This is a genomic window from Acidobacteriota bacterium (assembly GCA_003696075.1).
GTDB lineage: Bacteria > Acidobacteriota > Polarisedimenticolia > J045 > J045 > J045.
On sequence record RFHH01000121.1, the window covers coordinates 36,679 to 44,971 of the forward strand.

General features: G+C 71.7%; 6 protein-coding genes. 3 read left to right on the forward strand and 3 right to left on the reverse strand.

The genetic code is table 11. The annotated features are described in order from the left end of the window. Positions 1 to 59 precede the first annotated feature (59 nt). On the reverse strand, positions 60 to 2,189 hold the full coding sequence (locus D6718_07915; GenBank protein ID RMG45315.1) for a S46 family peptidase: 2,130 nt from the start codon (positions 2,187 to 2,189) through the stop codon (positions 60 to 62). Between the two features lie 79 nt (positions 2,190 to 2,268). Here D6718_07915 and D6718_07920 point away from each other — a divergent pair, with 79 nt between their 5' ends. Next, the gene (locus tag D6718_07920) at positions 2,269 to 2,958 is read left to right on the forward strand and encodes a uracil-DNA glycosylase (GenBank protein ID RMG45316.1); all 690 of its coding nucleotides are present in this window, start codon (positions 2,269 to 2,271) and stop codon (positions 2,956 to 2,958) included. A 21-nt stretch (positions 2,959 to 2,979) separates the two neighbouring features. Here the strand turns inward: D6718_07920 and D6718_07925 are convergent, their stop codons facing one another. After that, positions 2,980 to 3,564: a hypothetical protein gene (locus D6718_07925; protein ID RMG45317.1), complete on the reverse strand. Its 585-nt coding sequence runs from the start codon at positions 3,562 to 3,564 to the stop codon at positions 2,980 to 2,982. Positions 3,565 to 3,866: 302 nt separating this feature from the next. Between D6718_07925 and lnt the strand changes: the two genes are divergently transcribed. Next, on the forward strand, positions 3,867 to 5,513 hold the full coding sequence (gene lnt / locus D6718_07930; GenBank protein ID RMG45318.1) for an apolipoprotein N-acyltransferase: 1,647 nt from the start codon (positions 3,867 to 3,869) through the stop codon (positions 5,511 to 5,513). On the opposite strand, the gene D6718_07935 is transcribed toward lnt, so the two are convergent. After that, entirely contained in the window at positions 5,416 to 6,141 is a 726-nt protein-coding gene (locus D6718_07935) for a 1-acyl-sn-glycerol-3-phosphate acyltransferase (GenBank protein RMG45319.1), read from the reverse strand. The genes lnt and D6718_07935 overlap by 98 nt on opposite strands. A gap of 515 nt (positions 6,142 to 6,656) precedes the next feature. Between D6718_07935 and D6718_07940 the strand changes: the two genes are divergently transcribed. Next, entirely contained in the window at positions 6,657 to 7,661 is a 1,005-nt protein-coding gene (locus D6718_07940) for a hypothetical protein (GenBank protein RMG45320.1), read from the forward strand. Positions 7,662 to 8,293: the final 632 nt, after the last annotated feature.

Consider the following 8,293-nt stretch of genomic DNA (forward strand, 5'->3'; position numbering starts at 1 on the left):
CGGCCGGCCTGCGGCCCCGGTGCGGGCGGCGCCCCGCGGACAGGCGCGGGCCGCGAACGTCACAGGCCGAGTTCCGCGGCGAGATCCACCGCTCCGTACACGCTGAGCATGACGTGCAGGATCGCCCGGACGTCGACCATGATCGACCGATCGTGCTCGCCGTCGTAGGCCAGGTCGGAGGCGAGCCCCTCGAAGTTGCCATCGAAGAGGACGCCCAGGACGCGGCCCGTGCCGTCGAGGACGGGGCTGCCCGAGTTGCCGCCCGTGGTGTCGATGTCGGCCACGAAGTCGATCGGGAGGTTGCCGAGGAAGGGGTCGACGAGCAGGTCGAGCTTCCGGCCGGCGAGCTGCGCCTTCACCTCGTCGCGCAGCGCGTAGTCGGGGTGGTCGGTCACCGCCGCCATCATCGATCCGGCCGTGGTCGCGTAGCCGAGCCGGCTCCCGCGGCCGTAGGGGAAGTAGCCGAGGACACGCCCGTGCGTGAAGCGCAGGGTCGCGTTGGCGTCGGCGTAGAGGTTCCCGCCGCGGAACTCCATCAGTGCCGCCGCGTAGCGGCGTGACAGCTCCTCCGCGGGCGCTGTGATCTCGCGGTCGAGGCGGTCCTCGAAGGGCCGCCGCTGCGCGTGCAGGTCGGCGGCGAAGAGGATCATCGGATCGCCGCTGTCGAGCAGGTCCTTCTTGCTCGCCTCGAAGTAGCGCCGCCTGGTCTCCGGATCGCCGACTTTCGTCCCCGACACCAGCTCCGCCGCGATCCGCCGCGCCACCTCCTCGGGCGTGCCCTCCCGCCCCTGCGCCCGCTTCGCGACGGCGTCGATGCGCTGATCCTCCGGCAGCCGCAGGGCGTCGGCGATGAAGCCGGCCAGCAGCTCCTCGTCCGCCTGCGGGACCATCTTGCGAGGCGTCTCCACGATGCGCAGCCGGAGCGCGGGTTCTTGCCGGTCGTGGTAGGGGTCGTGCCTCTGGTCGTCCGGGAGTTCCCGTTCCACGCTCCGCTCGTAGAGCGCGTAGGCCCATCCGAGGGATCGGATCCACCCGGCGCGCGAGAACAACATCTGCCGCTCGACCGTCTCCCGCTGGCGCCGTGCGAGGTCTTCGATGGCGGGAAGCAGGTCACCATACCGCTTCCGGCGCTCCGGATCCGCGGCGATCCAGGCCGCGAGGTCCTCCTCCATCCGCCGCCTCTGCCGGTCCGGATGCATCCGCTGCAGTCCCGCCAGCATCCCGGAGTAGTACTTCTCCGCGTTCGCCAGACCTCTGATGGAGTCGATCAGCGCCAGCCGCGTGGCCTCGTCCCTCGCCGCGTGCTTGCGGTAGACCGCGAGGACGGAGCGGATGCGGTCCAGGACGCGGGGAGCGAATTCCTCGGTCTGGAACGCGAGCTCGGCCGCCGGGAGGTAACGGCGGGTGGAGCCCGGGTAGCCCAACGCCATCACGAAGCTGCCCTCGGTGTAGCCGGAGAGCGAGATCTTCAAGCTGACGTCCGGGTGGAAGGGCGCGCCGCCTGCGTCATAGGCGCGCAGCAGCGAGTAGTCGAGCGTGTGCCGCGGCCATTCGAAGTTGTCGATATCCCCCCCGAACACGCCGAGTGCCCGCTCCGGCGCGTGGACGAGCCGGACGTCCCGGATGACCTGATACCGGACGAGCATCTCCTGCGCACCGCCGTAGAAAGGAACCACCTGACACCGCCGGTCCTCCCGGCCGCCTTGGCACTCGGTGGCGAGCCGATTGCGACGCGCCTCCCGCTTCTTGTACCGCTCGAACGGATCGAGCGAGGCGTCTTCCGGCTTCTGAACCTCGCTCGTGACGTCGCGCATCGAAAGGGCGCGCAGGACCTCGAACCCGCGGCAGGGGATCTCCTCTTCCCTCGATTCCGCCAGGAATCCCTTCTCGAGAAGGTTCTCCTCGACGTCCGAGTTCGTCGAGATGCACTGGTGCGCGACGTGGTGGTTGGTGAGGATCAGCCCCTGGTCCGAGACGAACGATCCGGTGCCGTAACCGCGTCCCATCGAGATCTTCACCACGGCCCGGGCGAGGCCCCGGACCTCCTCCGGCCCCAGGCGCAGGCCCCTGGCCTTCATCGCATCCCAATCGAGCTGCTCGAGCTGATCGAGACGCCACATCCCCTCGTCGGCGGGGACCGCCGCGAGCGAAAGCGCAAGAACGGCAAGAAGAACAGGGAAGCGGCGCATGTCGGATCCTCCGGCGCGAACGGGCGGGCGCGCGATTGTACAGCGGCCTCCCGGCAGCGTCCGCTATCATCGGCGGCCGATGCGCGAATCCTTGTCCGAGGTCGAGCGCGACGTGGTCCGCTGCGCCGAATGCCCGCGCCTGGTGCGCCACCGGGAGGAGATCGCGCGCCGCAAGCGCCGGGCGTACGCGGGCGAAACCTACTGGGGCCGGCCGGTCCCCGGTTTCGGCCGCGGAGGCGCGAGGCTGGTCGTCGTGGGCCTCGCGCCCGGCGCCCACGGTTCGAACCGCACCGGAAGGATGTTCACCGGGGATGCGTCGGGGGATCTGCTCTACCGGACCCTCCACCGGTACGGGTTCGCCAGCCAGGCGCGGGCGGTCTCCCGCGACGACGGCCTCGAGCTGCGGGACTGCTTCGTCACCGCGATCGTCCGCTGCGTTCCCCCCGGGAACAGGCCGAACCGGGAGGAGATCGCCCGGTGCCGCCCGTTTCTCCTGCGCGAGCTGCGCCTGCTGCGCCGCGCCCGCGTCTACGTCGCCCTCGGCCGGCTGGCCTTCGACACGCTCGTCCCCGCGCTACGGGAGATCGGCCGGCCGCCCTTGGAGGAGAGGCCGCGCTTCCGGCACGGGGCGCGGTTCGACCTGTCCGGCGGGAGGCTGCTGCTGGCCTCTTACCATCCGAGCCGGCAGAACACCCAGACAGGACGTCTCACCGAGCCGATGTTCCGCGCGGTCTTCCGCGCGGCCCGGGAAGCCGTCTCGGGAGCCTGACCGTGCCGGGGCGCCGGCGATTCAGCCGCCGAGCAGCCCCGCCTTGAAGCCCTTGCCGGGCGGGTTCGGACCGATCCAGCAGGCGAACAGGGCGTCGGCGAACTCCTTGCCCGGGATCGTTCCCTTGACGGCCCCCTTGACGCGCACCTCGGTTCCCTTGCCCGGGACGTAGGTGAACACGAAGCGATCCCCCGCAGCCACGTCCTCCATGTAGCCGCACAGGGTCTCGAAGGCCTGCTTCACCGATTCCGGGGCGTCCGGGCTGTTGTTCGCCAGACCTTCCCGCCAGCCGCCGCAGATCCTGCCCTTGCCGACGGAGCGCACGAACTCCATCACCATCCGCCGCGGCGTGTCGGAGGCGAGAATCTCCTCCGCGTCCGCCATCTTCCGGGGCAGGTACAGCCCGGCCACGTAGACGTCGATCCAGAGCTTCTCCCGCAGGCCGAGCCCGTTGAGGACGAGGATCTGGCCTTCGACCTCGACCGAGTCCTCCATCTTCACGCCCGCGAGTTCGGCCGCCTGAGCCGGCAGCAGGGTGATGGCGACCAGTACAGCGGCGATCGTCCAGCGCATGACGCGTCCTCCGGTGAGTGCCGCGGCGAGCATAGTGGATGCACCCGTCGCGGGAAAGCGGCTCCGCGCCGTGCCTTTCCCGGCGGAGCACCCGGTTCCGGAAAGCGCCCGGGCGGCGCGGGGTCCCCGCGGTCGCCGGCGCCGTCCGGCCGGCGCCGCCCCCCGGCCGCGTCCGCACCGCAGCGGCCCGGCCACGCCATCCGCGGGGCGCCGGCCCTGTCCGCGGCCGGCCGCCGGAGCGGCGTCCCTGTGGAAACGCCCCGGAACGCGTGTTCCAATGCCACGACCGGCGCGGGTTTCCGAGGGGTGGCCGCGCCGGGCGGGGCAGGCCGCTGATGGTGGTGTCTTCGCAGGCTGGAGCGGCAAGCGGCGGTCTTCGCGGCCGGCGGCGTCTGCTGGAGGTCCTCGCGGTGTCCGCGCTGGGTGGCGTCGTGCTGTATGCCGGCGTGCGCTGGCCCGCGGCCGGCCCCCTCGTCGGCGCCGGCTACGCCATCCTCCTTCTCCCCGCGATCTGTGACCGGTGGCGCGCGCCCATCCTCGGCTTCGTGCCGGGGCTGATGGGCTACGCCGTCTCGATGCACATCGTGCTCAAGAAGTTCGCCTGGTTCGCCCCGATCCTTCTCGCTCCCGCCCTGTCGTGGCACTTCGCGATCATGGGGGTCCTCGCGTACGCCCTGTGGCGGGCGACCCGGTGGCCGGCGTTCGTCGTCCTGCCGCTGGCGATGGGCGCGGAGGATTGGCTCCGCCCGCTCGTGGGAGTGGGCAACTTCACCATGTACCAGGTGGGGACCTTCCTGTACGACTACCCCCTGCTGATTCAGCTTGCGGACGTGGTCGGCGCGCGCGGCCTGACCGTGCTGTACGGAGTGGTCCTCGGCACGATGGCCGAGGCGGCGCGCGCGTGGATCGACGGGCCGCCGCCGGACCTCCGACGCCGGCTCCGCCTGGGGGCGGCCCTCTCCGCGGCGATCGTCGCGGTCGCCACGGCTTACGGGGCGTGGCGGCTTGCCACCGAGCGGCTCGAGCCAGGCCCGCGGCTCGCGGTGATCCAGCCCAGCCAGGACCACGCGCCGGAGCTGACCGACCGGACCGTCCAGTTCCAGCAGCGCTTCACCGCCGAGCACGTGCCGCCGGGCGCGGCGGACATGATCGTCTGGCCGGAAAACTCCGTCATGCTCCCGTACGAAACGCACCCCGTCTACCAGCAGGTCGTCACCTGGCTGGCGTCGACCCGCAAGGCCTACATGCTGATCGGCACGCAGGGGACGCGAGGCGGGGGGAAGCATCCGAGCGCGCGGTCGCTCCTGATCGATCCGGGCGGCGCGATCCTAGGCCGCTACGACAAGATCTATCTCTTCCCGTTCACCGAAAGGCGCGCCTTCATCTTCCTGGACGAGATCTTTCCCTGGCTGGCGCGTCAGATCGACCGTCTGGTGGTGATGGCCTGGGGCCACGCGCCCGACGGGCTCCCGGGGCGGGAAGCGACGGTGTTCTCGATCGAGGTGGACGGAAAGACCTACCGCTTCTGGACGCCTCTGTGCTACGACGTCGACTACGCGGACAGCGCGAGGGAGGCGGCGCGGAACGGCGCTCAGTTTTTCGTCAACATGACCTCCGAGGGGTGGCTCGGCTGGGGCGTCGCCCACAACCAGCTCGCTTCCAGCATCATGCGTGCCGTCGAGTCGCGGGTGGGGGTGGTGCGCGTCGGGAACACCGGGATTTCGGGCTTCATCCTGCCGAGCGGGCGCGTGGATCGCTTCCTCGTCGGCACCTCCGAGCATTGGAGGCCGATGGACGACCCGAGAATCCTCGTCAAGGGAGCGCTGACGCGGCGGGTGATGCTGGATCCGGATCGGCCGACCGTCTACACCCGCTTCGGCGGGATCATCGATCTCCTCTGGCCGGCGGCCTGGCTTGTCGGGACGGTCGCGGGGCTCCTCCGCCGCCGGCGGGCGGAGCAGCCGGTGCCCACCGGAGCGTAGGTGCGGAGGCCGGGCCGGACTGTCCGGCGAGGCGGCGGATCTCCTCGAACACGCGCGTCCGGAAGCGCTCCGCCAGCTCCCGCGGCGGGGGCGTCGGCCACGGCGCGCCTTCGAAGACGAGCGGCACGCCGACGTGGACCTTGACCTCGCGGGGACGCGGCACGCGTGCGGTCTTGGGGAAAGCCTCGTACGCGCCACGGATCGCCACGGGAAGCACGGGGGCTCCGCTCAGGGCGGCGATCCTCGCCAGGCCAGGCCGGAACGGCTGCAACCGGCCGTCGAGCGAGATCCGGCCCTCGGGAAAGATCCCCACCACCTCTCCCCGCCGGAGGATGCCGCAAACCGCCTCGATCGTCTCGCGCGACCGGCTCCGCACGGGCTCGGTGCCCCAGGCGCGGAAGAGCGCCCGCCAGAGCGGGGAGCGGTGATACCACTCGCTGTTGATCAGGTACCGGATCGGACGCGGGAAGACGATTCCGATGAACCAGGGATCGAGATAGGACTGGTGATTCGCCGCGACGATCAGCGGGCCCTCCCGCGGGATGGCCTCCACGGCTCCCGTCAGCCCGAGCCGCCAATAGGGGCGTACGAGCTGGCCGACGGCGGCGTTGACGCGGTACAGCCACATCGCGGTCCGAACCCGAAGAAAACGATCCTAGCGCGCCGCACCGGTCGCGTCATGGCGGACGGCGATTCAACGGTCCACCCGGCAACGTCTTGCGGCGGGACGACGCGGCAACGCTCGGCGGCGGGTCTCGCGACCGCGGCACCGGGTCTGTCCCTTGGGGCTGAGATCGACGTTCTCGGCCCGCGCCCCGGTCTCGCCGCTTCTCGGACGCCGGGGCTCGGCCCGCGGTTTCCTCGCGGCCCCCTCGGCACGGTCGGGCCGCAAGCGGAACCCTTCACGACCGGTCCGGTGCGCGCCGCGAGGAGCTCCGGGCGGTGCGCGCTCCGGAATCCGCCCGATCCGGCTCCGGTACCTCGCGAACAATCCCGCACGGCTGCGCGCGGCTAGAATGAAGCATCATGGCCTCCAGGGCGGATCCCGCACCGCTTCGGACCACGCGCTGCGTCGCGCTGGCCCTTGCGGCCGTCGTACCCCTGCTCGATGGTTGCTTCCCGACGCCGCCGCTCCAGGAGGGCATGACGATCTCGCTCTCGCGGGACGGGAGTTTCGAGGTCGAGATCGTCCAGCGCATCGCGCCGGGCGGTGACGCGCCGCGCGCCGTCGCGAGGAGGCTGGAGAACCTGCGCTCCGCCGCCGCCCGCGGCGAGGACGACTGGTCCCGGCGCCTCGAGAGGGCCGAGCCGGTGCGGTGGACCACGGCCATCGACCGCGCGGGCGGGGAGATCCGGGAAGTCCGGCACAAGGCTTCGTTCGAACGCCTCGAGGACTTGGGGCCATTGTTCGACGGAAGCGACGTCCGCGTCGAGGTCGAGCGCGAGGCGGGCGAGATCGAGCTGGTTTTCCTCGCCGACCGTTCCCGCCGCGCGACCTTCAGCCAGCGGGAGGCCCTCGACGAGGCTCTGGACGAGTGGATCGCGGCGCTGAGCGACTACCTTCGCGGCCTCGCCGAGCTGTACCGCTACCTCGAGCGCCGCCCCGGCCGAAGCCGCGCCGTGCTGGGCGCGATTCTTGCCGACGCCCTCGAGGATTCCGAGCGGGAGCGGCTTCCCGAGCCGGACGAGCGCGAGCGGGAGATCCTCGATCGCATCGGTCAGACGATGACCGCCCTCGCGGGCATCTTCACCGTTCCGGAAGGCGAGCCTTACACGCTCGAGGAGATCTTGGCGCTGGCGCACGACCCCTTCCCCGCGCCGCTCGAGATCGTCGCGCCGTTCGGGATCGAGGAGGCGTCCGGGTTCGCCGAACGGGACGGACGGTTCGTCGTGCCGGGGCTGAGCCTGTTCCGGGCCTGGAAGGGGCTCGCGCCCGAGTTCGCCTCGCCCGATCCCTTCTCGCTCCTCGTCCCCTACGTGATCCTCGGCGCGAGCGAGCCGCTTTCGCTGGACGCGGTCCTGGCGGAGCCGCGCCACGCCGTGGCGGCGTCCGAATCGGAGCTCCGCAGGCGGCTGCTCGACGCGCTCACGCCGGCATCCGCCTACCGCCTGCGCTGGAAGGTGGAGGGCGATGCGCCGGCCCGGTGAATCCGTGCGAAGCTCCGCCGCGCGGGCTCCGATCCGGCCCGAGCCATCGAAGAGCGTGGAGGCCGGTTGGAAATCGGCCGCCCGGAGCGACCCGAGCCGGCAACGTCCGCGCCGGCATCGACTCCAAAAGGACAACGGACCGCAGGGGCGCACCCCGAACCGAGCGTAGGGGACCCGCGGAGCGCGGGCGGCATCTTCGCAGAAAGAAGGCCAGGCGTTTCGATCGGCCGGCCGATCTTCCCCGGCGGAGTCGGCGGATCCCTTGGCGCCTGCTCGGCGCTCACCGCGGGCCCTGCGCCCACCGCCACGCGGGGGCGGTGCGCGTGGCGAGGAGCGACGCCCCGCCCGGGGGTTTCGCCCCCCCATCCCGGCCCGGGACGGAAGGCGGGGTGGCGGGGCGCGCGGGAGCGGAACCCGTCGGCATGAGCGCCCGCGCCGGCGCGGGGCATGCCTCGCCGCGCGGCCGTCAGACGGGGCGAGCCTCGCGCGCTGTAGAAGCCGGCCGCGCAGGGACCGGCCGCCGCCTCACTCCGACGCCGGCAGCAACGTGCCGCTGCACTCGCCGAAGCCGATACGCAGCCCCTCCCTCTCGCACCACCCCGTCATGATCACCGTGTCCCCGTCCTCGAGGA

What these genes read in the sequence shown, in the direction of transcription:
- D6718_07915 (RMG45315.1), bottom strand. Translation starts at nt 2,189, where the DNA reads ATGCGCCGCTTCCCTGTTCTTCTTGCCGTTCTTGCGCTTTCGCTCGCG.
- lnt (RMG45318.1), top strand. Translation starts at nt 3,867, where the DNA reads ATGGTGGTGTCTTCGCAGGCTGGAGCGGCAAGCGGCGGTCTTCGCGGC.
- D6718_07940 (RMG45320.1), top strand. Translation starts at nt 6,657, where the DNA reads ATGACGATCTCGCTCTCGCGGGACGGGAGTTTCGAGGTCGAGATCGTC.
- D6718_07920 (RMG45316.1), top strand. Translation starts at nt 2,269, where the DNA reads ATGCGCGAATCCTTGTCCGAGGTCGAGCGCGACGTGGTCCGCTGCGCC.
- D6718_07925 (RMG45317.1), bottom strand. Translation starts at nt 3,564, where the DNA reads ATGCTCGCCGCGGCACTCACCGGAGGACGCGTCATGCGCTGGACGATC.
- D6718_07935 (RMG45319.1), bottom strand. Translation starts at nt 6,141, where the DNA reads ATGTGGCTGTACCGCGTCAACGCCGCCGTCGGCCAGCTCGTACGCCCC.